The following is a 23,221-nucleotide window of genomic DNA, read 5'->3' as shown; positions in this document are numbered from 1 at the left end:
GCCCCGGAATGACGATCAGGGTCTATTATGTCCATTCTCGAAAACACCATTTCCCCCGGCAGCGCCGCCTACCACGCCAACCGCGACGGCATGCTCGCGCTGATCGACCGCATGCGCGCGTTGGAAGAGCGCACGCGCGCCGCGTCCGCTGCCGCAAAAGATCGCTTCCACAAGCGTGGACAATTGCTGCCGCGCGAGCGCGTCGCGCTGGTGCTCGATCCCGGCGCGCCCTTCATCGAGCTGTCGACCCTCGCCGGCTATATGTTCGACGTGCCGGATGCGGCCAAGAGCGTGCCGGGCGGCGGCGTCATCGCCGGCATCGGTTTCGTCTCCGGCATCCGCTGCATGGTCAGCGCCAGCGATTCAGGCATCGATGCCGGTGCGCTGCAGCCCTACGGCCTCGACAAGACACTGCGGGTGCAGGAGCTCGCGCTGGAGAACAAGCTGCCTTATGTGCAGCTCGTCGAGAGCGCTGGCGCCAACCTGCTGCGCTACCGCGTCGAGGACTTTGTCCGCGGCGGCAACATCTTTCGCAATCTGGCGCGGCTCTCGGCCGCCGGCTTGCCGGTCGTCACCGTGACGCACGGCTCCTCCACCGCGGGTGGCGCCTATCAAACGGGCCTGTCCGACTACATCGTCATGGTCCGCGGCCGCACCCGCGCCTTCCTCGCCGGTCCGCCGCTCCTGAAGGCCGCAACTGGCGAGATCGCGACCGAGGAGGAGCTCGGGGGCGCCGAGATGCACACGCAAATCTCCGGCCTCGGCGATTATCTCGCCGAGGACGACCGCGATGCATTGCGCATCGCGCGCGAGATCATGGCGGCATTGGAATGGGAGCGGCCGGGCCGCGCCGCATCGGAGTTCAAGCCGCCGCGCTACGACCAGGACGAGCTGCTCGGCATTATGCCGATGGACCACAAGCGCCCTGTGGACATGAAGCAGGTGATCGCGCGCATCATCGACGATTCCGATTTCACCGAGATGGCACCGAACTATGGCCCTGCCACCGTCTGCGGCCATGCCCGCATCGAGGGCCAGGCCATCGGCATCATCACCAACAACGGTCCGCTCGATCCCGCCGGCGCCAACAAGGCGACGCATTTCATCCAGGCCTGCTGCCAGACCCGCACGCCGCTGCTCTATCTCAACAACACCACGGGCTACATGGTCGGCAAGGCCTATGAAGAAGCCGGCATGATCAAGCACGGCTCCAAGATGATCCAGGCGGTGACCTCGGCGACGGTGCCGCAGATCACCATCTATTGCGGCGCCTCGTTCGGCGCCGGCAATTACGGCATGTGCGGCCGCGGCTTCCATCCGCGCTTTTGCTTCTCCTGGCCGAACGCCAAGACCGCCGTGATGGGCGGCGAGCAGGCCGCCGAGACCATGGCGATCGTGACCGAAGCCGCTGCCGCCCGCCGCGGCAAGCCGATCGAGAAGGACAAGTTGGAGGCCATGAAGGCGCACATCGTCGGCGTGTTCGACGGCCAGATGGACGTGTTCTCGACCAGCGCCCGCGTGCTCGACGACGGCGTGATCGATCCGCGCGACACCCGCGCGGTGCTGTCCGAAGTGCTCGCGATCTGCCGCGAGGGCGATCGGCGGACGCCCCAGCGCATGCAGTTCTCGGTGGCCCGCCCATGAGGAACGGATCAGTGCAGCACCGCCCGTTCCATAGGGTTCTGGTCGCCAATCGCGGCGAGATCGCACTGCGCGTGATGCGTAGCGCGCGACGGCTGGGCCTCGGCGTCGTCGCGGTCTATTCGGATGCCGATCGTGACGCGCTCCATGTGCGTCAGGCCGACCAGGCCGTGCGCATTGGCGAAGCCTTGCCGGCGCAATCCTATCTCAACATCCCCGCGATCATCGCGGCCGCCAGGGCGAGTGGCGCCGATGCCGTCCATCCCGGCTATGGCTTCCTCGCCGAGAACGAAGATTTCGCGCGAGCCTGCAAGGATGCAGGCCTCGTCTTCATCGGCCCGTCGCCCCAGGCGATCGAGGCGATGGGCAATAAGGCCGGCGCCAAGGAGATCATGAAGAAGGCTGGCGTGCCCATCGTGCCCGGCTATCAGGGCACGGAGCAGGGCGACGAGATCATGTTCGCGGAGGCCAAAAGGATCGGCTTCCCCGTCATGATCAAGGCCGTCGCCGGCGGCGGCGGACGTGGCATGCGACTTGTGACCGATGCCGCGTCTTTCCCCGATGCGCTACGCAGCGCGCGTTCCGAAGCGAAGGCCGCGTTCGGTGATCCCACCGTTATTCTCGAACGTGCGATCCAGAATCCGCGCCACATCGAGATCCAGGTGTTCGGCGACAGCCATGGCAACGCCATTCATCTCGGCGAGCGCGATTGCTCGGTACAGCGGCGCCACCAGAAGCTGATCGAGGAGGCGCCGTCGCCAGCGGTGACGCCCGAGCTGCGCGCGAAAATGGGCGAGGTTGCGGTCGCCGCAGTGAAAGCACTGCGCTATGAGGGGGCGGGCACCCTGGAATTCCTGCTCGATGCCAGCGGCGCGTTCTACTTTATGGAGATGAACACGCGCCTCCAGGTCGAGCATCCCGTCACCGAGGCGATCACCGGGCTCGATCTCGTCGAGCTGCAGCTGCGCATCGCGCGCGGCGAGGCGCTGCCGGTGAAACAGCAGGACATCCGCTTCACAGGCCACGCCATCGAGGTGCGGCTGTGCTCGGAAGATGCCGCGCATGATTTCATGCCGCAGTCCGGCCGCATGGCGCGCTGGCAGGTGCCTGACGGCGTCCGTTTCGAGCACGCGCTGCAATCGGGTTCGGAGATCCCGCCGTTCTACGATTCCATGATCGCCAAGATCATTGGCCACGGCGCGACGCGCGAGGAGGCGAGGGGGCGGCTGATCGTTGGCCTCGAGCAACTCACGGCGTTCGGCGTGACCACCAACCAGGCCTTCCTGATGTCGTGCCTGCGTCATCCCGGCTTCGTCAAGGGCGAGGCGACGACGGCGTTCATCGGCGCGCATCGGGGCGAGCTGCTGGCACCACGCTCGAACGCCGCATTCGATACCGGGCTCGCGGGCCTGCTGCTCTACGTCACCAATCCGCGGGCGCCGTCGTGGCAAAGCGGGCGAAGCCTCGCGGCGCCGTTCCCGCTGCCGGCAAAAATCGAGATCGCCGGCCAGGCGCATGACCTCGAAATCACGCGCGAGCGCGATGGCAGCTATAGTGTCGCCGCCGAAGGTCGCCAGGACAAGTTCGAGATCGACCAGCTCTATGCCGACGCGATCCGCTTCCGCCATGACGGCGTGATGGATAGCGCAAAATTCCTGCGCGATGGCGATCGCCTGTTCGTTCAGCACCGCGGCATTCCGCTCGCGGTCACCGACCTCACCCTCGCCGCACCGAAGGCCAGTGCGAGCAACGGCGGCGACGGAAGGGTCCGCGCCGCCATGAATGGCCGCGTCGTCGCGGTGCTGGTCAAGCCGGGCGACCGCGTCACCGCCGGCCAGCCGGTGATGACGCTGGAAGCGATGAAGATGGAGCACGTCCACAAGGCCGGCATCGACGGCGTGGTTTCGGCAATCGACGTCACCGAGGGCGAGCAGGTGACCACGGGCAGGATCGTGGCGGAGATCGGGGCATAGCCTCGTGTCCCGGACGCGCGAAGCGCGAGCCGGGACCCATGTCTTCGAGCATACGAGCGGCACTGGGTCCCCGCTTTCGCGGGGACACGAGACCTACGCTGGCCGCCCGGTCCCCTCATTGAGTAGACACGCGACCTGGTGTCCGTCGCCCGCATCCATCAGCGCCGGCCGCTCGGTCTTGCACCGCTCCATCGCAAACCGGCAGCGCGTGTGAAACGCGCAGCCGGGCGGCGGATTGACCGGGCTCGGCACGTCGCCATCGACCAGCGGCGCGAGCCTCTTCGCGAGCGGATTGGCGATCGGCACCGAAGCAAGCAGCGCCTGCGTGTAGGGATGGCGCGGATTCCTGAACAGCTCGTCCTTGCCGGCGATCTCGACGATGCGGCCGAGATACATCACCGCGACGCGGTGGCTGATATGGGCGACCACGGCGAGGTCGTGCGCGATGAAGAGATAGGAGAAGCCGTGCTGGCGTTGCAGGTCGATCAACAGGTTGATCACCTGCGCCTGGATCGAGACGTCGAGCGCGGAGACCGGCTCGTCGCAGACGATCAGCCGCGGCTCGAGCGCGAGTGCCCGCGCGATGCAGATGCGCTGGCGCTGGCCGCCGGAGAATTGGTGCGGGAAATTGCGCATTTGGTCCGGCCGCAGGCCCACCTGCTCGAACAGTTTTGCGACGCGCGCCTCCAGCGCCTTGCCGCTCGCGAGGCCGTGCACGGCGAGCGGCTCGCCGACGATGTCGCCCGCGGTCATGCGCGGATTGAGCGAGGCAAAGGGGTCCTGGAACACGATCTGCATCGAACGGCGATGCTGGCGCAGCGCGGTCTTGGACAGATGCGTGATGTCCTCGCCTTCGAGACGGATCTGGCCCGAGGTCGGCTCGACCAGCCGCAGCACGCTGCGCGCCACCGTCGACTTGCCGCAGCCGGATTCGCCGACGAGGCCGAGCGTCTCGCCGGCGCCAAGCGAGAACGAGACGCCGTCGACCGAGTGTACGGTGCCCACCTGCCGGCGCAGCACCCCGGCGCGCACCGGATAATATTTCTTGAGGTCGGTGACCTCGAGCAAAGCCCGGCTCATGCCACCTCCGCAACTTCAGCCGCGCGCCAGCACGCCGCGAGATGGCCGCCGCCCCAGTCCGCCAGCGGCGGATGTTCGGCTTCGCAGCGCTTGATCGCGAGCTTGCAGCGCGGCGCGAAGGCGCAGCCTTTCGGCAACCGGACCAGCGACGGCACCGTGCCGGGAATCTCGTTCAGCCGCGCCTGCGCGGCGACGCCGGATGCGGGTACGGCCGGGATCGAGGCCATCAGCCCGCGCGTATAGGGATGCTTCGGTGCGGCGAACAGCGCTTCGACACTGGCTTCCTCGACCTTCCTGCCCGCATACATCACGATCACGCGCTGCGCGGTCTGCGCGACGACGCCGAGATCGTGCGTGATCAGCACGAGCCCGGTGCCGAGCTCCTTCTGGAGGTCGAGGATCAGGGCAAGGATCTGCGCCTGTATGGTGACGTCGAGCGCGGTGGTCGGCTCGTCCGCGATCAGCAGGGCCGGCCGGCAGGCCAGCGCCATCGCGATCATCGCGCGCTGACGCATGCCGCCGGAGAGCTGGTGCGGATACTCCTTCGCCCGCCGCTCCGGCTCGGGGATGCGCACCAGCCGCAGCATCTCGACCGCGATGTTCTGGGCCTCCTTGGCCGTGATGTTCCGGTGCAGCCGCACCGCTTCGGCGATCTGGTCACCGATCCGCATCACCGGATTGAGCGAGGTCATCGGCTCCTGGAAGATCATGGAGATGCGATTTCCGCGGATCTTGCGCATCTCGGCTTCGTCCAGTGCCAGCAGATCGGTGCCCTCCAGCGAGACGGAGCCGCCGACGATGCGGCCGGGCGGATCTGGCACCAGCCGCATCAGGGACAACGCGGTGACGCTCTTGCCGCAGCCGGATTCGCCGACGATCGCCAGCGTCTCGCCGCGCTTCACCGTGAAGGAGACGTCGTCGACGGCCTTGAAGAGACCCGAATTGGTGAAGAACACCGTCCTCAGGTTCCTCACATCGAGCACAAGGTCGGATTCTTTCGCCATCAGCCGCGCTGCCGGGGATCGAGGATGTCGCGCAGGGCGTCACCGAACAAATTAGCGCCGAAGACGGCGAGGCTGATCGCGATGCCTGGGAAGATCACCAGCCACGGCGCGGTGCGGACATATTCGGCGGCGGACTCGGAGAGCATGCGGCCCCATGACGGATAAGGCTCGGGAATGCCGAGGCCGAGGAAGGAGAGGGAAGCCTCGGTGAGAATGGTCGAGCCGAGCTGGGCGGTGGCGAGCACGATCAGCGGCGCCAGCGTGTTCGGCAGCACGTGGCGCAGCGCGATGCGCACCTCGCTCATGCCGATCGATTTGGCGGCTTCGACGAAGGGCTGCTCGCGCAGCGCCAGCGTGTTGGCGCGGATGACGCGCGACACGGTCGGGATCAGCGGAATGGCGATGGCGATGATGACGTTCGGTAGCGACGGGCCGAGCGCCGCCGTCATGATCAAGGCGAGCACCAGCAGCGGCAGCGCCTGAAGGACGTCGGAAACGCGCTGGAACACGAGATCGACCCAGCCGGAGAGATAGCCGGAGGTGAGGCCGACGACGACGCCGATGGTGCCGCCGAGCGCGGTCGAGCCGATGCCGACCGCGAGCGAGATCCGCGCGCCATGGATGATGCGGCTGAACACGTCGCGGCCGAACGAATCCGTCCCCATCCAGTGCGCCCAGCTCGGCCGCGCCAGCGCGCGCGCGGCGTCGACCGTTAGGGGATCGTAGCGCGCGATGAAGTCGGCGAAGATCGCGGTCAGCACGAACACCGTCATGATGACGAGCCCGGCCGCGCCCAGCACGTGCCGCTGCGCCATGAACAGCACGCGCCGCCAGCCCGCGGTCGCATGCGCCCCGGCGCGTCTCAGCTCAACGTCATAGTCGATCGCGGCCAAACAGCTCTCCTAATCCGTGTACCTGATCCGCGGATCGAACACCGCGTAGAGCATGTCGACGGTGAAGTTGGCGAACACGACGACGACAGCGATGAACATCACGAGGTTCTGCACGATCGGATAATCGCGCCAGCGGATCGCCTCGACCAGGAAACGCGCGACGCCGGGGATATTGAACACGGTCTCGGTGACGATCAGGCCGCCGATCAGGAACGCCGCTTCGATGCCGATCACGGTGATGACGGGCAGAATCGCGTTCTTCAGCGCATGGTGATAGTTCACGGCGGCGTCGGAGGCGCCCTTGGCGCGCGCGGTGCGGATATAGTCCTGCCGCAGCACCTCCAGCATGGAAGACCGCGTGATGCGCATGGTCAGCGCCGCGCTGCGAAATCCGACGGCGGCGGCCGGCACGGCGTAGGTCGCGAACGCCTCGAGCCAGGTCTGCGGATTGGGATTGAAGATCGGCATTTGGCCGAACATCGCCACCGACGCGGTGAGAATGAGAAGGCCAAGCCAGAACGAGGGCAGTGACAGGCCGCTGAGGCTGACGACGCGCAAGGCGTAGTCGAGCCGCGTGCCCTGCTTCACCGCGCTGATGACGCCGAGCGGGACGCCGATCGATGCCGAGAACAACAGCGCAAGGCCGGCGAGCCGCGCGGTGATCGGAATCCGTGGCAATATCTCCTGGAGAGCCGGCTTCTCGGAGACGTAGGAGTAGCCAAAGTCGCCGCGCAGGAATCCGCTGATCCAATGCCAATACTGCACGACCAGCGGTTGGTCGATGCCGAGCTCCTTCTCCAGATTGGCCTTGTCGGCGGGATCGACATAGCCGGCGGCGGCGAACAGGATGTCGACGATGTTGCCGGGCACGATCCGCAGCAGGAAGAAGATGACGACCGAGATCCCGAACAGGGTTACGAGCATCAGGAACAGGCGCCGCACCAGATAGGCAAACATGCATCGCCTCCTGCCGAACCCGTCAGCCGCCCGCCGCTACTTGTCCATCCACACGTCTTCGTAGCGGTATCCATTATAGGAGCTGTTCGACATTACCGTCACGCCCTTGACGTAGGGCTTCCAGCACGTGCCGGTGCGCGCGTGGAAGATGATCGGGCGGGCGACGTCCTCCTGCAACTTCTTGTCGATCTCCCACACCAGCTTCTTGCGCTTGGTGATATCGGTCTCCTGCGACTGCACGTCGAACAGCTTCTCGATCTCCTTGTTGCAATAATTGGTGTAGTTCCGCTCCGAGCCGCAGGAATAGTTCTCGTAGAAGGACTGGTCCGGGTCGTCGACGGCATTGCCGGTGAGGTTCAGGCCCAGCATGTAGTCCTTGCGCGCGACCTTCGGGAACCAGTTCGCGGTTTCGACCACGTCGAGCTCGCCGTCGATATAGATGCTCTTGAGTTGGTCGATCAGGATCACTGCGGGATCGCGGTAGACCGGGATGTTGCGGGTCGAGATCTTCACCGCGAGATGCTTGTCCGGTCCGTAACCGGCCTTTTGCATCAGCTTTCTGGCTTGCTCACGATTGGCGTTCACGTCGGGGCCGTAACCGGGAATGCTCTCCAGCATCTCCTTCGGCATCGCCCAAAGCCCCGCCGGCGCAGGTTCCATGGTGCCGCCGATGTCGCCCTGACCCTCGAACATGATGTTGATGAAGGCCTTGCGGTCGAGCGCCAGCGCCATCGCCTTGCGGATGTCGGCATTGTCGAACGGCGCGGCGGTCGAGTTGACGATGATGTTGGTGGCGACATTGTTGGGCTCGACGACGCACACCGCGCTCGGATCCTGCGATTTGACGTCCTTGAGCAGCGGAATGCTGACCTCGGTCGGGAACGTCATGTCGAACTTGCCGGCGACGAAGGCGAGGATGGCGGTCGAGCGGTTCGGGATGATGGTGAACTCGATGCCGTCGAGATAGGGCCGGCCCTTGCGCCAATAATCGGTGTTGCGCGTCAGCTTGATCGATTCATTGGCCTTGAACTCGACGAACTTGAACGGGCCGGTGCCGATCGGATGCGTGCGCATGTCGCCGGGCGAGACGTGGCAGGGATAGACCGGCGTGTAGCCCGAGGCGAGCAGCGCCAGCAGTGAAGGCTGCGGCCGCTTCAGGTTGAAGGAGACCTCGAAATCGCCATTGGTCGAGACATCGTTGACCTGCTCGTACCAGCTCTTGCGTGGATTCTGGCGGAACTTCTGCTGCGCCTTGCCCATCAGCATGTCGAAGGTGCATTTGACGTCGGCCGAGCTGAATGGCTTGCCGTCATGCCATTTCACGCCCTGGCGCAGCTTGAAGGTCAATGTCTTGTTGTCGTTCACCCAGGCCCAGCTCTCCGCGAGCTCGGGCACGATGTTATCCATCCTGTTCTGGGGCTCGTCCTGCTTGTAGATGACGAGGTTGTTGAACACGGGCATGAAGGGAACATTGAGCGAATAGGTCGCGCCTTCATGGATGGAGGCGTTGCCAGGGCTGTCGCGGTGATACATCCGCAGGATTCCGCCCTGTTTGGGCTCGCCGGCGACTGCAATGGTCGAAAACGCCAGCCAAGATAGCGCCGCCGTCGCGGCAAGCGCCCGCACGCTCCGCATCCTCGTCCTCCCTGGACATTAGTTCTTTTGGGCCTTTTGGGCCTGTTTGTCAGGACGATAGCGACGCGCATAAAACGAGGCAACCCGTAAGGCCGCTTGCCGCCTCGACAATTCGGATGACGGAAGGCCGCAGGGGCTTCACACTCTCATCATGTGAGAGTGCAGGTGCGAACGGGCATCGTGTCATGCGGTGCTGGAGCCGCAGCGAAGGTGCGCTCCCTCGTCCGCTTGCGGGCAGAGGGTTGGGGTGAGGGGGAGTTTCCGCAGGGGCGATGAGAGTTGGATTCGCAGAGAGTCCCCCCTCACCCGGAATCCGCGCGTTCCGCGCGCATTCCGGCCTCCCCGCACGCGGGGCGAAGCGAAGCGCATTTCACACGATCCTTGACGTCTTGTTCCCCCAATACCGGTCCCGCAACAGCCGCTTGTACAGCTTGCCCGTCGGCAGCCGCGGCAGCTCCTTCTCGAAATCGACCGAGCGTGGCACCTTCTGCCGCGACAACGACTGGCCGCAGAACGCGATCAGCTCCTCGGCAAGCGCCGGTCCCGGCACCACGCCCGGCATCGGCTGCACCACCGCCTTCACCTCCTCGCCGAGATCGGCATTGGGCACGCCGAACACGGCGGCATCGGCGACCTTGGGATGGGTGATCAAGAGATTCTCGCATTCCTGCGGATAGATGTTCACCCCGCCCGAGATGATCATGAAGGTGGCGCGGTCAGTCAGGTACAGGAAGCGGTCCTCGTCGACATAGCCGACGTCGCCGACCGTGCTCATGCTGCCGTCCGGCGAGCGCGCCTCCCTGGTCTTCTCCGGATCGTTGAAATATTCGAACGGCGATGCCGTCTTGAACCATACTTGTCCAGGCGTGCCGGTCGGGCACTCCTGCATGTTCTCGTCGAGAATATGCAGATCGCCGAGCAGCACCTTGCCGACGGTGCCGCGATGCGCCAGCCATTCCTCACTGTTGCAGGCGGTGAAGCCGAGGCCTTCGGTCGCGCCGTAATATTCGTGGATGATCGGTCCCCACCATCTGATCATGTCGTCCTTGACCTGCGGCGGGCAGGGCGCGGCGGCATGGATCGCGATCTCCAGCGAGGAGAGGTCGTAACGCTTGCGCACCTCTTCCGGCAGCTTCAGCATCCGCGAAAACATCGTCGGCACCAATTGAGTGTGGGTGATCCCCCATTGCTGCACCAGTTCGAGATAGCGCTCGGGATCGAACGTCTCCATGATGATCACGGTGCCGCCGATGCGGATCGTGAGGTTCACCGCAGCCTGCGGCGCCGAGTGATAGAGCGGGGCTGGCGACAAATAGACCATGCCCTCGCGGTAGTGCCAGAGTTTCGTCAGGAAATCGAACAGCGGCAGATTGTGCTTCGGCGGCTCCTCCGGCAGCGGTCGCAAAATGCCTTTCGGCCGTCCGGTCGTGCCGGAGGAGTAGAGCATCGCGGTGCCGAGCCACTCATCCGCGATCGGCGTTGCCGGCAGATCGGCGGTAACGTCCTTAAGCCCAACGATGCGCTCGCTCTCGCCGGGACCGTCGGCGACGATGCAGAGCTTCACATCAGGGCAAGCGTTGATGGCCTCGCGCGCGATGTCCAGCTTCGCCCTGGAGGTGATCAGGATTTTCGACTGGCTGTTGACGAGGAGATAGGCGAGTTCGCCCGGCGTCAGGAACGAGTTGATGCAGGTGTAGTAGAGACCGGAGCGCTCGCCCGCGCCGCAGGCTTCGAGATAGCGCGCATTGTTTTCCATGAAGATCGAATAGTGGTCGAGCCGCTTCAAGCCGTGCCTGCGGAACAGATGCGCCAGGCGGTTACTGCGCGCCTCCAGCTCGCGATAGGTGACGGCCTCGCCTGTCGCGGCCATGATGAAGGCGGGCTGCAGCGGGCGGAGCCGGGCGTGATGACCTGTGTACATCTATCCTCCGGCTTGGATCATGCGGCGAGAAGCAGGATTTCTCTGATGTCGTCGGGGCCCTCGATCCTGCGCGGGTTGCGCGGGATCCAGTTGGTGCGCATCGCCTGTTCGGCGATAGCGTCGAAATGCTCCGGCGTGACGCGCATTTCGGCGAGGCTGCGCGGCATGCCGAGCGAGCGGATGAACGCATCGAGGACGTCGGCGGCGTTGTGGCCGGGAAAGCCCATCGCGGCTGCGACGATCATCTGGCGCTCGGCGTTGTCGCGCGCGTTCCAGCGCATCACCGCCGGCAGCATGATGCAGGAGGTGTAGCCGTGCGGCACGTCGAACGCCGCGCCCAGCACATAGCCGATGCCATGGCTCGCGCCCATCGGCACCCCGGCCGCCAGCGCACCCATCGACAGCCAGGTGCCGATCTGGGCATCCATCCGCGCGTCGAGATCGCCAGGATCAGCCTTCACCCGCGGCAGCGCGTCGGCGAGCATGGCAAGTCCCTTGACCGATTGCGCGTCGGCATAGGGATGCGTCTCGCGCGAGCAGATCGCTTCCACGCAATGATCGACGGCGCGGATGCCGGTGGACAGGAACAGCCATTCCGGCGTGTGCACGGTGATGGCGGGATCGAGGATGGTCGCGCGCGGCACCGTGAGCGGATGCCGCAGCATTTGCTTCACATGCGCGGCGCGGTCGGTGACGCCGGCGATGGAGCTGAACTCGCCGCCGGCGATCGTGGTCGGCACGCTGACCTGGCGCACGCTCGGCGGCGTCATCTTAGGCGCGATACCCCTGTGCACCCGGATGCGGTCGATGCCGTCGATATCGCTGATGCCATTGGCAAGGCAGAGCTGCACCGCCTTGGCGCCGTCGGTGATCGAGCCGCCGCCCGCCGTGACGATGAGGTCGGCGCCCACCTCGCGCGCCGCGTTTGTCGCCGCGATCACCGCCTCGCGCGGCGTGTGCGCCGGCATGGCGTCGAACAGGCCGGCGCAGCGTTCGCCGAGCGCGTCCCTGATCTTGGCAATCTCGTCGGTCTGCCGGTTCAGTGTCCCCGAGACCATCAGGAAGGCGCGGCGCGTCCCGAGCCGGTCCATCTGCGCGACGATGGCTTCAGCCGCGGGATGGCCGAACACGACCTCCTCGATCGCGCCATAAACGACACGTCCCTGGTGCACGCCTGTCCTCCCCGGACAATTCGTCTTTTTTGCAAAGGGAAGTCTAGCCGAGCGCCCGCGCTTCGTCATGTGCGAAGACGCTGGCCGCTCTTCTCCCTCTCCCCGCCTGCGGGAGAGGGGAGAGGCGAAGGAAGGTCGCCGCCACGCCCATCTCACTCCCTGTCAACCCGCCATCCGGTCAGGCCATGCGTTGCACTATTGCACGCGCATTGGTCTTGAAGAGTTCATTATTGCCGCCCATCTTGTGTCGCCCGCGAGCAGGCGCGAACCTGCTTTTTTCCGCGGCTTTGATGCGAGGACCTGGGATGACTGGACCGGACGGAAGCGAGCCAATTGTCAAAAAGCACGATTTCGTTCAGCCGCGGCCGTACGCCATCGCCGGCCTTGTCGCTGCTTGCTTCGCGCTCGCCAGCTGCGGCCAGCCCGCCTCGCAAGCGTCTGCGCCGCCGCCCGCACCAGTGACCGTCGCCCAGCCGGTCAAGCGCACCGTCACCGATTGGGACGAGTTCACCGGCCGCTTCGAGGCGGTCGAAGAGGTGCAGGTGCGCCCGCGTGTCGGCGGCTTCGTCAACTCGGTCGAATTCCAGGACGGCGCCATCGTGCATCAGGGCGATCTGCTCTACGTGATCGATCCGCGTCCGTTCGAGGCCGTGGCCGAGCAGGCCGACGGCCAGCTGTCCGATGCGCGCGCCAAGGTGGAACTGGCCAAGCGCGAGCTCGACCGCGGCCTGAACCTGGTTCAGACCAGCGCGGTCTCCGAGCAGGTTGTCGACCAGCGCCGCCAGGCCTTGCAGGCCGCGCACGCCGCGGAGACCCAGGCCGAAGGCGCGCTGAAGGCCGCCCGGCTCAACATCGAGTTCACCCATGTGACCGCGCCGATCACCGGCCGGGCCAGCCGCCATCTCGTCAGCCCCGGCAATCTCGTGCAGGGCAGCGACAATGGCGCCTCGACGCTGCTGACCTCGATCGTCACGCTCGATCCGATCTACGTCTATTTCGACATGGATGAAGCGACCTTCATCAAATACAGCAAGCTGTGGTTCGAGGGTAAGCGCCCGAGCTCGCGCGACACCGCGAACCCGGTGCAGGTGACGCTCGCCGGCGAGACCAAGCCGTCGCACGACGGCTCCATCAACTTCCTCGACAACCGCCTCGATGTCTCCACCGGCACGCTGCGCAGCCGCGCGGTGGTCAAGAACACGGATCTGTCGATCCTGCCCGGCCAGTTCGGCCGCGTCCGCCTGATCGGCAGCGCACCGTATGAAGCGCTGCTGATTCCGGACGCCGCCGTCGCGACCGACCAGTCCCGCAAGATCGTGTTCGTGGTCAAGCCCGATGACACCGTCGAGGCGCGGCCCGTGGTGCTCGGTCCGCTTGACGATGGCCTGCGCGTGATCCGCGAAGGGCTGAAGGCTGACGATCGCGTCATCGTCAACGGCATTCAGCGCGCCCGTGTCGGCGCCAAGGTCGCCCCGCAGACTGCTCAAGCCCCGGCCGGTGGCAAGTCATGAATCTTGGCCGTCTCTCCATCAACCAGCCCATCCTCGCGATGGTGCTGTCGATCGTGCTGTTGATCGTCGGCGCGCTCGCCTACACCACGCTGCCGGTCTCCGAATATCCGCAAGTGGTGCCGCCGACCGTGGTCGTCACCACCCAATATCCCGGCGCCTCCGCGCAGACCGTGTCCGACACGGTCGCAGCCCCCATCGAGCAGGAGATCAACGGCGTCGAGGACATGCTGTATCTCTACAGCCAAGCGACCTCGAACGGCCAGCTCACCATCACCGTCACCTTCAAGCTTGGTACCGATCTCGACAAGGCCCAGGTGCTGGTGCAGAACCGCGTCGCGATCGCGCAGCCGCGGCTTCCTGAAGAAGTCCAGCGCAACGGCGTCACCACGCGCAAGAACTCGCCCGACATCCTGATGGTCGTGTTCATGCTGTCGCCGGACGACACGTTCGACCAGCTCTATATCTCCAATTACGCGCTGCTCCAGGTCCGTGACCAGCTGCTGCGCATCGACGGCGTCGGCGACATCCAGATCTTTGGTGCGCGCGACTATTCGATGCGGCTCTGGCTCGATCCTGACCGCATCGCCAATCTCGGCCTGACCTCGACCGAGGTGCTGGCCGCGATCCGCGCCCAGAACGTCCAGATCGCCGGCGGACAGATTGCCGAACCGCCGATCGCCGACCGCGCCTTCCAGCCGAACCTCGTCTTCACCGGGCGATTGAAGGACCAGAAGCAGTTCGAGGATATCCTGATCAAGGCAGGCTCCGACGGCCGTACGGTGCGCCTGCGCGACGTCGCCCGCATCGAGCTCGGTGCGCTGGCCTATTCGACCAACAGCTTCCTGCTGCGCAAATCCGCGGTCGCGATGCTGGTGACGCAGCGGCCGGGGTCGAACGCGCTCGCGACGGCGAAAAACATCTCCGACACCATGACGAAGCTCAAGCAAAGCTTCCCGAAGGGCCTCGACTTCAACATCGGCTACAACCCGACCGAGTTCATCGCTCAATCCGTCCACGAGCTGATCAAGACCATCTATGAGGCCATGCTGCTCGTGGTGGTCGTCGTGCTGGTGTTCCTGCAGGGCTGGCGGCCCGCGATCATCCCGATCATCGCGATTCCCGTGTCGCTGGTCGGCACCTTTGCGGTGATGGCGGCGCTCGGCTTCTCCATCAACAATCTCACGCTGTTCGGGCTCGTGCTCGCCGTCGGCATCGTGGTCGACGACGCCATCGTGGTGGTCGAGAACGTCGAGCGGCATCTCGAGCACGGCCTCAGCCGGCGCGATGCCGCACTGAAGACCATGGAGGAGGTCGGCGGCGCGCTGGTCTCGATTGCGCTGGTGCTCTGCGCGGTGTTCGTGCCGACTGCGTTCCTGGGCGGCATTTCCGGACAGTTCTTCCAGCAATTTGCCGTCACCATCGCGGTCGCGACCGCGATCTCCTGCTTCTGCTCGCTGACCTTGTCCCCTGCGCTGGCCTCGCAGATCCTGGTGCCGCACGAGGAGAAGCGGCCGCCGGCCGCCTGGAATGTCATCGCCCGCGCGTGGGGCGCCTTTACCGGTGTGTTCAACCGCCTGTTCGACCGGCTGTCGCATGGCTATGCCGGGCTCGCAAATTTCGTGATCCGGCATTCGGTGGTGATGCTGCTGGTCTATGTCGTGCTCATCGGCAGCGCCGGCTGGCTGATCGGGACCACGTCGCAGGGCTTCATCCCTGCGCAGGACCGCGGCTACGTCATCATTTCCGTGCAATTGCCGGGCGCGGCGTCGCTCGCGCGCACCACCGAAATCGTGCGCGAGATCGAGCGGATCTCGCTGGATACGCCGGGCATCATCCGCGTCGCTGCCTTCGCCGGCTTCTCAGGCGCCACGCGCACACAGGCCGGCAATGCTGCCGCGCTGTTCCCGGTGTTCGAAGAGCCCGAGGTGCGGCTGAAGAAGGGCCTGACGGCAAACGCCATCACGGCCGAGCTGCGCAAGCGCCTCGCTGCGATCCAGGGCGCCTTTATCATCGTGATTCCGCCGCCGGCGGTGCCCGGCATCGGCACCGGCGGTGGCTTCACCATTCGCATCCAGGATCGGCAGGGCCGCGGGCCTGAGCTGCTGGCGTCCGCAACCGATGAACTCGTCGCCGCCGCGCGCAAGTCGCCCGCGCTGCTCGGCGCCTCGGTGTTCTCGCCGTTCTCGGCCAATACGCCGCAGCTGTTCGTCGACATCGACCGCACCAAGGCGCAGAAGCTCGGCGTGCCCATCGCGAACATCAACGACACCATCCAGACCTATTTCGGGTCGACCTATGTCAACGACTTCAACCTGTTCGGCCGGACCTATCACGTCACCGCACAGGCTGATTTCCCGTTCCGGAAAGAGCCCGCTGATCTTGCGCGCCTGCGGACGCGCAACGCCTCAGGCGACATGGTGATGCTCGGCAGCGTTGTCGACTTCAGGGATGTCTCGGGACCCGACCGCGTCGCGCGTTACAATCTCTATGCGGCGTCCGAATTGCAGGGCGAGCCGGCGCCCGGGACGAGCTCGACCACCGCGCTCAACGCGATCAAGAAGCTCGCCGACGACACCTTGCCGAGCGGCTTCACCTTCGAGTGGACCGATCTATCCTATCAGCAGGTCACCGGCGGCAATGCCGGCCTCTACGTGTTCCCGATCTGCGTGCTGTTCGTCTACCTCGTGCTCGCCGCGCAATATGGCAGCTGGACCTTGCCGTTCGCGGTGATCCTGATCGTGCCGATGTGCCTGCTCGCTGCCACCATCGGCGTGCGCATCATGGGTCAGGACGTCAACATCCTCACCCAGATCGGCTTCGTCGTGCTGGTGGGGCTGGCGGCGAAAAACGCGATCCTGATCGTCGAATTCGCGCGCGACATCGAGCTCGAGGGCAAGCCGCGGCTGGAGGCCGTGATCGAGGCCTGCCGTCTGCGTCTGCGGCCGATCCTGATGACGTCCTTCGCCTTCATCCTCGGTGTCTTGCCGCTGGTGATCTCGTCCGGCTCCGGCTCGGAGATGCGGCAGGCGGTCGGCGTCGCCGTGTTCTTCGGCATGATCGGCGTCACCCTGTTCGGCCTGCTGTTCACGCCGATCTTCTATGTGGTGGTGCGGAACCTCGCCGAAGGGCGGCGCGACAAGAAGCCGGAGGTGGTGGCTTAGCGATGGCCCGTGTGGGCCATTGGTGGGTCCACAATTACAGTGTCGTCCTCGCGAACGCGGGGACCCATAATCCCGGCGAGAGGTTGTGGCGTGAGGCTGGTAACTCCGAGTCTTGGCCGAACCGCTGCCTGTGGTTATGAGTCCCGGATCTGCGCTGCGCTTGTCCGGGGCGACTCCGTTTGTTTGGTGCGCGCGCTCCCTCCATACTAACGACCAACATGAAATGGGTGGGCAGGGCAGCGGTTCTTCACTACTATCCGCGCGATTTCAAAAACAGAACACTGCTGGGAGCTAACTCATGAAATCAGCCCTTTTGACCGCCGTCGCAATGTCGGCCCTGTTGCTGGCGGCGCCGGCCTCCGCGCAAGGCGTCAAGATCGGCATCCTCAACGATCAGTCCGGCGTCTATGCCGATTACGGCGGCAAGTGGTCGGTCGAGGCCGCCAAGATGGCGATCGAGGATTTTGGCGGCGAGGTTTTGGGCCAGAAGATCGAGCTCGTCACCGCCGACCACCAGAACAAGCCTGACCTTGCGACCTCGATCGCACGGCGCTGGTATGATGTCGAGAACGTCGACATGATCACGGAGCTGACGACCTCCTCGGTCGCGCTTGCGGTCCACGAGCTCTCCAAGGAAAAGAAGAAGGTCGACATCGTCGTCGGTGCCGCGACCTCGCGCCTCACCGGCGATGCCTGCCAGCCCTACGGCTTCCACTGGGCCTACGACACCCGCGCGCTCGGCGTCGGCACCGGCGGTGCGCTGACGAAGGCCGGCGGCGACACCTGGTTCTTCCTCACCGCGGACTACGCCTTCGGCTATGCGCTGGAGAAGGATACCAGCGAGATCGTCACCGCCAATGGCGGCAAGGTGGTCGGCTCGGTGCGCGTGCCACTCAACTCCTCCGACTTCTCCTCCTTCCTGCTCCAGGCGCAGAGCTCGAAGGCGAAGATCGTCGGCCTCGCCAATGCCGGCCTCGACACCACCAACTCGATCAAGCAGGCGGCCGAGTTCGGCATCGTCTCGGGCGGCCAGAAGCTCGCCGGACTCCTGATGACGCTCGCCGAAGTGAACGGCCTCGGCCTCCAGGCCGCGCAAGGCCTGGTGCTGACCGAGGGCTATTACTGGGATCTCAACGACAAGACCCGCAATCTCGGCGAACGTTTCTTCAAGCGTACCGGGCGGATGCCGAGCATGATCCACGCCGGCACCTATTCGGCGACGCTGAGCTACCTCAAGGCGGTCAAGGCCGCCGGCACCAAGGATGCGGAGGCCGTTTCCAAGAAGCTGAAGGAGCTGCCGGTCAACGACGATTTCGTGCAGGGCGGCAAGGTGCTCGAGAACGGCCGCATGGTCCACGACATGTATCTGTTCGAGGTCAAGAAGCCCTCGGAGTCGAAGAAGCCCTGGGACTATTACAAGCTGCTCGCCACCGTCCCCGGCGACAAGGCGTTCTTCACCGCCAAGGACAGCGGCTGCCCGTTGACGAAGTGACGCGTAGCGTCATTCCGGGGCGGCGCGCCAGCGCCGAACCCGGAATCTCGAGATTCCGGGTTCGATGCTTCGCATCGCCCGGAATGACAGCTTACAATCATCCCTCACATCAACCTCAACACCACCGCCCCGAGCGCGCCGGCCCACAGCGCGATGGCGGCCAGCGCCTGGATCGCGAAACCCGGGCCGCGCTTTGCGGCGGCCTGCGAATAGCCGATGAAATAGACGACGCGGCCGATGATCCAGATGGCGCCGATCGCAGCCGCAATGGCATCGCCGATATAGATCGCGAACAGCCAGAGCGCCGGCAGGAAGATCGGCATCCATTCCAGCGTGTTCATCTGGATGCGGAACGCGCGCTCGAAATCCGGGTGGCCCGACATCGCCGGTACCTTGACGCCGGTCTGGGTGCGTGAGCGCGAAACGTTGATGCAGGTGAAGAAATAAAATGCGATCGCCAGCAGCGTGACGAGGGCGGTGAGATGATACATCGGGAATCCTCTTGAGACCGCGCTTCAATAGCCGGTCAGCTCGAGATAGCCAACGCCGTCATGCGTGCCGGAAAAGCTGATCGGCCCCTCCCAATAGGAGAAGCCTGTCCCCATCCATGCTTTCGGATTGAGCGGCTTGCAGAGGATCGAGAAGGAGCGCGAGGGAATCGCGATCTGCCATTCCACCGGCAGCTTGCGGCCGGCGATCTCGGCCGTCGCTCTCGGACTCATCTGGATATCATTGCTCGCAATCATCTGCGTGTCGCCGGCGGCGCTGATCCAGTTGCCGAACGGATAGTCCTGACCGTCCTTTTGGCGCAGCCGGTACAGCATCAGCTTGTCGCCGGACGAAAGATGCAGCGACAGCCAATCCCAGCCGGTCTGGTCGGCATCGAGCGGCTGGCTGCTCCATTCGCGGTCCATCCAGGCCTGGCCCGAGACGTCGACCGGCTTGTCGTCGATAGTGAGCGTGCCCCGCGCGCGATAGAACGGCTGGCTGTAATAATACGACGCTTGCCCGCGCTCGGACTTGCGGCTGTAGCCGTGATCGCCCTGCAGCACCACCGGACGATCGGCCTCCAGCGTCAGCGCGTAGCTGAAGTCGGTGCCCGAGACCTTTAGCGAGAGCGGCGCCAGCGTGCGATCGCCTGTCTGCTCAGAACTCTTCATCTCCCAATCGTCGATCCAGGCCGCGAACGGTTTTGCCGTGACGCCGGCCTGTCCGATCCCGCCGCGCGAGAAGGCCTCGTGGAAGCGGTGCGTGCTCGCACGCGTCACTGCGGCATGCGCCATCCAGATCTGCTGATTGGCCCAGCCTTCGCCTTGCTGCCCCGGCTGCGCCGCCTGCCGGAACAGCGTCCATTGCAGCCCGCATGCTGCGCCGCTGCTATCGACGAGGTTCGCCGTGAGATACCACCATTCGATGCGAAACTCCGGATGCGGCCCGTGATCGGCGGGGAAAGCAAAGGCCTTTCCCGGCGTCACCTTGGCAAAGCCGTCGGCCGTCTCGCCGAGCCCGGCATAACCTTGTGCGCTCGCACGGCGTGCGAGAGCGAGCGCGGCGATGCCGCCGGCAAAGGCGCGCCGGGATATCCGATCAGCGCTCATTGGCAAACACCTCGACGAGACTCGCCGGCTGCATCCGCGCCAGCCGCAGCATCGGCAGCAGCGCAGCCAGCAGCGAGGTGAGCAGCGCCACTGCGACCAGCTCGACCAGCTGCAGTGGAAACACATGGAACGGCAAGCGCCAGCCGAACGCTTTGACGTTGACGATCGCGATCAGGCACCACGCCACCAGGAGCCCGAGGGGTACTGCCAGGAGCGAGGTGAACAGTGCGACCGACAGCGTCTTGGTCAACTCGATCGCGGCAAGACGCGGCCGCGTGATGCCGATTGCCCAGAGCGGCGCGAGCTGCGGCAGGCGCGAATTCGCCAGCGTCAGCAGGCTGGTCAGGAGCGCAATGCCGGCGACGCCGAGCGTGAAGGCGTTCAGCGCCGAGGTCACCGCAAAGGTGCGGTTGAAGATGCGGATCGATTCCGCCTTCACCGTCGCTTGGTCGGCGACGCTGCGGTCGTCGAGCGCGAACTGCTTTTGCAGCGCCGCGATCAGGCCGGCGATATCGTCCTTCGCGACGATCAGGCCGATCCGCGTCTGCGGCGTCTGCGGAAACTGCCGGATCAGCGCCGCGACATTCACCGCGAGCTGCCCCTTGGGGTTGCCGTAGTCGGCATAGATGCCGACGATGTCGAGCTCCCAGGTCCCGCCCGGCGCCGGCACCTCGATGACGTCGCCGACGCGGACGTTGAGGCGGCGGCTGAGCTGCTCGCTGATGAAGGCGGCATTGCCCGGCACCAGCTGGGTCCAGGCGCGCGGCGCTGTCTCCAGCAGCGGCCAGCGCTCGCGATAGAGCGCGTGATCGGGCAGGCCAAGCAATTCCACCGGCTGGCCCTGAACCTGCGTCTCGGCCCGTCCGCCCGACAGCACGGCCTGCACATCGCTGCGCTCCCCCAACCAGCTGCGGATCGCGACGGCCTGGGCGTTGTCGGCGGCGCTGATATAGACGTCGGCAGCGAGGCGCCCGTTGAGCCAGCCGATGAAGGTGCGGCTAAAGGTTTCCACCATGGTGGACACGCCGACATTGACGGCGAGCGCGAGCAGTAGCGCCATCAGGGCCAGCGACAGTCCGGAGAGCTGCTGCCGACTGTCCGCCCAGAACCACAGCGAGAGCGGCCCTTGCGCGCTGCGCTGGCCGATGAGCAGGATGATTTCAAGGAAGGCCGGCAGGATCAGTGCCGCCCCGAGCATCAGCGCCGCCAGCACGCCGAATCCCGCAATCAGCGACACACCGTACTGGAGCAGCAGCAGCGCAATCGCGAATACGGCGCAGGCGGCAAGGCTCTGCCGCACCAGCCAGCGGCGCTGCCGCTGTTGCCAGGCGCGCGGTTGCGCGGTCGCCAGCACCGGCATCCTGATCGCCTTGACCAGGCTGGTCGCCGCCGCGACAAGCGCGCCCGCAACGCTGATGCCGATGCCGGCGAGCCACCATTCAGGCCGCAATGTGAGTTGTCCCGGGATCTGCGCACCATAGAGCCCGCGCAGCGAGGCCGCCACGTCGGGCAGAAGCGCCGCCGCGATGAAGTAACCGCAGACGAGCCCGATCAGGCCTGCCGCCAGCGCCAGCGCCACCAGCTCGATCACCAGCACCGTGTTGACCAGCCGCGCCGAGGCGCCGCAGGCCCGCAGCGTCCGCAGCATCGGCAGCCGCTGCTCGAAGGCGAGGCCGACGGCGGAGTTCACGATGAACAGGCTGACGAAGAACGACAGCAGACCGAACGCGGTGAGGTTGAGATGAAAACTGTCGGTGAGGCGCTCGAGCTCGGTCTCCGAATTCGGCTCCGCGCGCTGCAGCTGATCTCCGACGATGTCTTGCAGCGGCGCCGGCTTGCCCTTCGGCTTGCCGATGAGGAGCCGGGAGACCTGGTCCGGCTTGTTCAGCAGCCGCTGCGCCACGCCGATGTCGACCACCAGCGCGTCGGGCACGAGCTGCGGCAGCACGCGCAGCGGCGGCAGCTTTGCGCCGTTGCTGATCGGCGGCGCCGCGCCCTCCTGCTCCTGCAAGTCCGTCAGCGTCTCCCGCGCCACCAGCGTCTGGCCCGGCGGAGCAACGAAGCTGCTCAAATCCGCGGCGCCGAGGCGCGGTGCGTTGCCGACATCGGCCGGCATCGTCACCGGCTCGATGCCGAGCAGCCGCATCGAGCGCCCGTTGACCTGAACGCGGCCTTCCAGCACCGGGGAGACCGGCCAGCCGGCGCGGCGGAGCTTGACGAACAAATCTTGGGAGAACGTCGCCGCGTTCGGCGCCACCAGCATGGCCGTGCGCACGCCGCCGAACGTCGCCGCGGCGCGGTCATAGGCATTGCGGGCCTGCTGGTTGATCGCCTGCACGCCGCTCCACAAGGCGGTCGCCGCGATCAGGCCGATCAGCAGCGTTGCGAACTGCATCTTGTGACGGCGCCAGTGGCTCAGCAGCACGGCGAGGACCCACAGCGCGCGCCTCATGCGATCCGTCCCGCATGCAAGGTGACGTGCCGATCAAGCGTGCCGGCCAGATGCAGGCTGTGCGTCACCATCAGGAAGCCGCAGCCGGTGCGCGCGACGAGGTCGCGCGTCAGCGCCAGCACGTCGTCGGCGGTGGCCTCGTCCAGATTGCCGGTCGGCTCGTCCGCGAGCAGCAGCGAGGGCTTCGTCGCCAAGGCGCGGCCGATCGCGACGCGCTGCTGCTGACCGCCTGATAATTGCTCCGGATAGCGCCTGAGCAGCTGGCCGAGCCCGAGCCGCTCGACCAGCTCCTTGGTCCAGGCCGCATCGTGCCGGCCGGCGATCCGCGCCTGGAAGGCGAGATTGTCGCCGACCGACAGCGACGGGATCAGGTTGAACTGCTGGAATACGAGGCCGATACGGTCGCGCCGCAGCTCGGCCCGGCCTGCGTCTGACAGCTTGGTGACCTCGGTGTCCTCCAGGCGAATTGTGCCGCTGTCGGCGGCATCGAGGCCGGCGATCAGGTGCAGCAGCGTGCTCTTGCCGCTACCGGATTCGCCGGTGAGCGCGACGCGCTCGCCCGCCTTGAGGTCGAGGTCGACGCTGCGCAGCACGTGAACCGGCTCGCCGGCCGAGGCGAAGGTCTTGGAGAGATTTCGGATCGTCAGCACGATGAATGGCGCCGGGCGGAATTAACGGAAATGTTGCGTAGCACACTTGGTGGGGAAATGCCGGGGTTGCGTTGCTCTCGC

Annotated in this window: 16 protein-coding genes; 5 read left to right on the top strand and 11 right to left on the bottom strand. The window is 65.6% G+C overall.

The genetic code is table 11. The features are described 5' to 3' along the window. The first annotated feature begins 27 nt into the window (after window positions 1-27). Both ACVWY3_RS28770 and ACVWY3_RS28765 read left to right on the top strand, forming a co-directional pair. Window positions 28-1,644, top strand: coding sequence for an acyl-CoA carboxylase subunit beta (locus tag ACVWY3_RS28770; RefSeq protein ID WP_456841487.1), 1,617 nt, complete (start codon window positions 28-30; stop codon window positions 1,642-1,644). Beyond that, a complete protein-coding gene (locus ACVWY3_RS28765) occupies window positions 1,641-3,614 on the top strand; it encodes an acetyl/propionyl/methylcrotonyl-CoA carboxylase subunit alpha (RefSeq protein ID WP_456841486.1) in 1,974 nt (657 codons plus the stop codon). Before ACVWY3_RS28770 ends, ACVWY3_RS28765 begins: the two co-directional genes overlap by 4 nt. A gap of 93 nt (window positions 3,615-3,707) precedes the next feature. Here ACVWY3_RS28765 and ACVWY3_RS28760 read toward each other — a convergent pair whose 3' ends face one another. From ACVWY3_RS28760 to ACVWY3_RS28730, 7 genes are all read right to left on the bottom strand, one after another. Further along, window positions 3,708-4,694: an ABC transporter ATP-binding protein gene (locus tag ACVWY3_RS28760; protein ID WP_456841485.1), complete on the bottom strand. Its 987-nt coding sequence runs from the start codon at window positions 4,692-4,694 to the stop codon at window positions 3,708-3,710. Further along, a complete protein-coding gene (locus ACVWY3_RS28755) occupies window positions 4,691-5,698 on the bottom strand; it encodes an ABC transporter ATP-binding protein (RefSeq protein WP_456841484.1) in 1,008 nt (335 codons plus the stop codon). The genes ACVWY3_RS28760 and ACVWY3_RS28755 overlap by 4 nt, the downstream gene beginning before the upstream one ends. Then, a complete protein-coding gene (locus ACVWY3_RS28750; protein ID WP_456841483.1) occupies window positions 5,698-6,591 on the bottom strand; it encodes an ABC transporter permease in 894 nt (297 codons plus the stop codon). Before ACVWY3_RS28750 ends, ACVWY3_RS28755 begins: the two co-directional genes overlap by 1 nt. A gap of 9 nt (window positions 6,592-6,600) precedes the next feature. Beyond that, the gene (locus ACVWY3_RS28745; protein ID WP_456841482.1) at window positions 6,601-7,548 is read right to left on the bottom strand and encodes an ABC transporter permease; all 948 of its coding nucleotides are present in this window, start codon (window positions 7,546-7,548) and stop codon (window positions 6,601-6,603) included. A gap of 36 nt (window positions 7,549-7,584) precedes the next feature. Then, window positions 7,585-9,183, bottom strand: a complete 1,599-nt coding sequence (locus tag ACVWY3_RS28740) for an ABC transporter substrate-binding protein (protein WP_456841481.1) — start codon at window positions 9,181-9,183, stop codon at window positions 7,585-7,587. A gap of 370 nt (window positions 9,184-9,553) precedes the next feature. Continuing rightward, on the bottom strand, window positions 9,554-11,104 hold the full coding sequence (locus tag ACVWY3_RS28735; RefSeq protein ID WP_456841480.1) for an AMP-binding protein: 1,551 nt from the start codon (window positions 11,102-11,104) through the stop codon (window positions 9,554-9,556). Window positions 11,105-11,121: 17 nt separating this feature from the next. Continuing rightward, the gene (locus tag ACVWY3_RS28730; RefSeq protein ID WP_456841479.1) at window positions 11,122-12,276 is read right to left on the bottom strand and encodes an iron-containing alcohol dehydrogenase; all 1,155 of its coding nucleotides are present in this window, start codon (window positions 12,274-12,276) and stop codon (window positions 11,122-11,124) included. 305 nt (window positions 12,277-12,581) lie between these two features. Here ACVWY3_RS28730 and ACVWY3_RS28725 point away from each other — a divergent pair, with 305 nt between their 5' ends. The 3 genes from ACVWY3_RS28725 (at window position 12,582) to ACVWY3_RS28715 (ending at window position 18,440) form a co-directional block, all read left to right on the top strand. Further along, window positions 12,582-13,787 carry an efflux RND transporter periplasmic adaptor subunit gene (locus ACVWY3_RS28725; protein ID WP_456841478.1) on the top strand — a complete coding sequence of 402 codons (1,206 nt, stop codon included), beginning with the start codon at window positions 12,582-12,584 and terminating at the stop codon, window positions 13,785-13,787. Next, window positions 13,784-16,948 carry an efflux RND transporter permease subunit gene (locus ACVWY3_RS28720; protein ID WP_456841477.1) on the top strand — a complete coding sequence of 1,055 codons (3,165 nt, stop codon included), beginning with the start codon at window positions 13,784-13,786 and terminating at the stop codon, window positions 16,946-16,948. Before ACVWY3_RS28725 ends, ACVWY3_RS28720 begins: the two co-directional genes overlap by 4 nt. A gap of 298 nt (window positions 16,949-17,246) precedes the next feature. Beyond that, window positions 17,247-18,440 (top strand): ABC transporter substrate-binding protein, encoded by a 1,194-nt coding sequence (locus ACVWY3_RS28715; protein ID WP_456841476.1) that lies wholly within the window; start codon window positions 17,247-17,249, stop codon window positions 18,438-18,440. A 104-nt stretch (window positions 18,441-18,544) separates the two neighbouring features. On the opposite strand, the gene ACVWY3_RS28710 is transcribed toward ACVWY3_RS28715, so the two are convergent. Genes ACVWY3_RS28710 through ACVWY3_RS28695 form a run of 4 tightly spaced genes read right to left on the bottom strand, consistent with a single transcriptional unit; the run spans window position 18,545 to window position 23,140 of the window. Further along, entirely contained in the window at window positions 18,545-18,931 is a 387-nt protein-coding gene (locus ACVWY3_RS28710; protein ID WP_456841475.1) for an MAPEG family protein, read from the bottom strand. 24 nt (window positions 18,932-18,955) lie between these two features. Further along, on the bottom strand, window positions 18,956-20,038 hold the full coding sequence (locus ACVWY3_RS28705) for a lipocalin-like domain-containing protein (protein ID WP_456841474.1): 1,083 nt from the start codon (window positions 20,036-20,038) through the stop codon (window positions 18,956-18,958). Further along, window positions 20,028-22,490, bottom strand: a complete 2,463-nt coding sequence (locus ACVWY3_RS28700; protein ID WP_456841473.1) for an FtsX-like permease family protein — start codon at window positions 22,488-22,490, stop codon at window positions 20,028-20,030. Before ACVWY3_RS28700 ends, ACVWY3_RS28705 begins: the two co-directional genes overlap by 11 nt. Next, window positions 22,487-23,140 (bottom strand): ABC transporter ATP-binding protein, encoded by a 654-nt coding sequence (locus tag ACVWY3_RS28695; RefSeq protein WP_456841472.1) that lies wholly within the window; start codon window positions 23,138-23,140, stop codon window positions 22,487-22,489. Before ACVWY3_RS28695 ends, ACVWY3_RS28700 begins: the two co-directional genes overlap by 4 nt. Window positions 23,141-23,221: the final 81 nt, after the last annotated feature.

This window comes from Bradyrhizobium sp. USDA 4486 (genome assembly GCF_054057995.1).
Note: the sequence above shows the minus strand (reverse complement) of the source record. Positions and strands in the feature narration are given on the sequence as shown.

What these genes read in the sequence shown, in the direction of transcription:
- ACVWY3_RS28720 (WP_456841477.1), top strand. Translation starts at nt 13,784, where the DNA reads ATGAATCTTGGCCGTCTCTCCATCAACCAGCCCATCCTCGCGATGGTG.
- ACVWY3_RS28765 (WP_456841486.1), top strand. Translation starts at nt 1,641, where the DNA reads ATGAGGAACGGATCAGTGCAGCACCGCCCGTTCCATAGGGTTCTGGTC.
- ACVWY3_RS28700 (WP_456841473.1), bottom strand. Translation starts at nt 22,490, where the DNA reads ATGAGGCGCGCGCTGTGGGTCCTCGCCGTGCTGCTGAGCCACTGGCGC.
- ACVWY3_RS28760 (WP_456841485.1), bottom strand. Translation starts at nt 4,694, where the DNA reads ATGAGCCGGGCTTTGCTCGAGGTCACCGACCTCAAGAAATATTATCCG.
- ACVWY3_RS28710 (WP_456841475.1), bottom strand. Translation starts at nt 18,931, where the DNA reads ATGTATCATCTCACCGCCCTCGTCACGCTGCTGGCGATCGCATTTTAT.
- ACVWY3_RS28735 (WP_456841480.1), bottom strand. Translation starts at nt 11,104, where the DNA reads ATGTACACAGGTCATCACGCCCGGCTCCGCCCGCTGCAGCCCGCCTTC.
- ACVWY3_RS28705 (WP_456841474.1), bottom strand. Translation starts at nt 20,038, where the DNA reads ATGAGCGCTGATCGGATATCCCGGCGCGCCTTTGCCGGCGGCATCGCC.
- ACVWY3_RS28740 (WP_456841481.1), bottom strand. Translation starts at nt 9,183, where the DNA reads ATGCGGAGCGTGCGGGCGCTTGCCGCGACGGCGGCGCTATCTTGGCTG.
- ACVWY3_RS28715 (WP_456841476.1), top strand. Translation starts at nt 17,247, where the DNA reads ATGAAATCAGCCCTTTTGACCGCCGTCGCAATGTCGGCCCTGTTGCTG.
- ACVWY3_RS28755 (WP_456841484.1), bottom strand. Translation starts at nt 5,698, where the DNA reads ATGGCGAAAGAATCCGACCTTGTGCTCGATGTGAGGAACCTGAGGACG.
- ACVWY3_RS28770 (WP_456841487.1), top strand. Translation starts at nt 28, where the DNA reads ATGTCCATTCTCGAAAACACCATTTCCCCCGGCAGCGCCGCCTACCAC.
- ACVWY3_RS28725 (WP_456841478.1), top strand. Translation starts at nt 12,582, where the DNA reads ATGACTGGACCGGACGGAAGCGAGCCAATTGTCAAAAAGCACGATTTC.
- ACVWY3_RS28745 (WP_456841482.1), bottom strand. Translation starts at nt 7,548, where the DNA reads ATGTTTGCCTATCTGGTGCGGCGCCTGTTCCTGATGCTCGTAACCCTG.